General features: G+C 75.0%; 2 protein-coding genes. Both read right to left on the bottom strand.

The window, feature by feature from the left end; translation table 11 throughout:
- The coding region (locus tag GH736_RS22635; RefSeq protein ID WP_159607241.1) for a cysteine desulfurase family protein at positions 1 to 591 on the bottom strand (591 nt) is incomplete at its 3' end.
- Positions 588 to 1,478 carry a carboxylating nicotinate-nucleotide diphosphorylase gene (gene nadC, locus GH736_RS22630; protein ID WP_159607239.1) on the bottom strand — a complete coding sequence of 297 codons (891 nt, stop codon included), beginning with the start codon at positions 1,476 to 1,478 and terminating at the stop codon, positions 588 to 590. The genes nadC and GH736_RS22635, both read right to left, overlap by 4 nt.
- Positions 1,479 to 1,641 lie beyond the last annotated feature (163 nt).

The following is a 1,641-nucleotide window of genomic DNA, read 5'->3' as shown; positions in this document are numbered from 1 at the left end:
GGCGAGCGAGAGGGCGTCGGCACCGAGCCCGTCGAGCCCGAGCGGGAGCCACCCGGCCGCCTGCACGGCATCCGAGTGCATCAGCGCACCGGCGGCGTGGGCCACCGCGGCGAGCTCGGCCACCGGCTGCACCGTGCCGATCTCGTTGTTCGCGAGCTGTACCGACACGAGCGTCGTGTCGTCGCGGATGCGGCGGGCGAGCGCCTCGGGATGCACCGTGCCGTGCTCGTCGACCTCGAGCAGGTCGACGGTGAAGCCGTGCACGCGTGCGAGGTAGGCGGCCGACTCGAGGACGGCCTCGTGCTCGATCGGCGACACGAGCACGTGCCGGCCGCGCGGGTTGGCGAGCGCCATGCCCTTCACCGCGAGGTTGTCGGCCTCGGTTCCGCCGCCCGTGAAGACGACGTCCCCCGGGCGGACGCCCACCACGGCGGCCACCTCCGCACGGGCCGCCGCAAGGGCGCGCGCGGCCTCGTCGCCGAGTCCGTGCCGGCTCGACGGATTGCCGAACGACCCGGTGAGGTAGGGCCACATCGCCTCCAGCGCCTCCCGGCGCACGGGCGTCGTCGCGGCGTGGTCGAGGAAGATCACGGGGCCGCCCCCGGCGCAACGGGCGCATCCGAGCCGGCCGAGATCACGACGTCGAGCCCCAGGTCGAGGGCTCGGGCCGAATGCGTGAGCGCCCCCACCGAGATGACGTCGACGCCCGTCGCCGCGATCGCCGCGACCGTGTCGAGCGAGACGCCGCCGGATGCCTCCACGACCGCCCGCCCGGCGATCCCCTGCACGCCCGTGCGCAGGTCGTCGAGCGAGAAGTTGTCGAGCATGATGGTGTCGGCCCCGCCGGCGAGCACGGCGTCGAGCTGGTCGAGCCGGTCGACCTCCACCTCGAGGTGGGCGGTGTGCGGCATCCGCTCGCGCGCCTCGCGCAGCGCCGTCGCGAGGTCGCGCCCGCCGGCGGTGAGCACCGCGAGGTGGTTGTCCTTCGCCATGATCGCGTCCGACAGTGAACGGCGGTGGTTGCGTCCGCCGCCGTCGCGCACCGCCTGGCGCTCGAGGCTGCGGAGGCCGGGCGTGGTCTTCCTGGTGTCCACGATGCGCGCCCCGCTGCCCGCGACCGCGGCCACGTAGCGAGCGGTGAGGGCGGCGACGCCCGACATCCGCTGCACCAGGTTGAGCCCCACGCGCTCGGCGGTGAGGATGCCGCGTGCCGGTCCGTGCACGCGGGCGAGGACCGCTCCCACGTCGAACGGGTCGCCGTCGGCGGCGAGCGCCTCGACGACGATGCGCGGGTCGACGAGCCGGAACGCCGCTGCGAACACGTCGATGCCGCTGAGCACGCCGGGCTCGCGCGCGACGAGCTCGGCCGTGGCCGTGGCATCCTCGGGGATCAGGGTCTCGCTCGTGAGGTCGCCCCAGGGCGCGTCCTCGTCGAGCGCGGCGGTGACGATGCGGTCGATCTCTCGGTGGTCGGTCATCAGGCGGCCTCCTCGAAGGCGGTGGATGCGGCGGCACGAGCGGCCGCGCGCGGATCGGTGGCCGATGCGGCGTCGACGAGTGCGGCGCCGGTGGTCGTGCCGGCTTCGTCCGTTCGGAAGTGCGCGCCGATGCTCTCGGTGCGCGCGAGCGCCGCGGCCACCG

This window comes from Agromyces humi (genome assembly GCF_009720255.1).
Taxonomy (GTDB): Bacteria; Actinomycetota; Actinomycetes; order Actinomycetales; family Microbacteriaceae; genus Agromyces; species Agromyces humi.
Note: the sequence above shows the minus strand (reverse complement) of the source record. Positions and strands in the feature narration are given on the sequence as shown.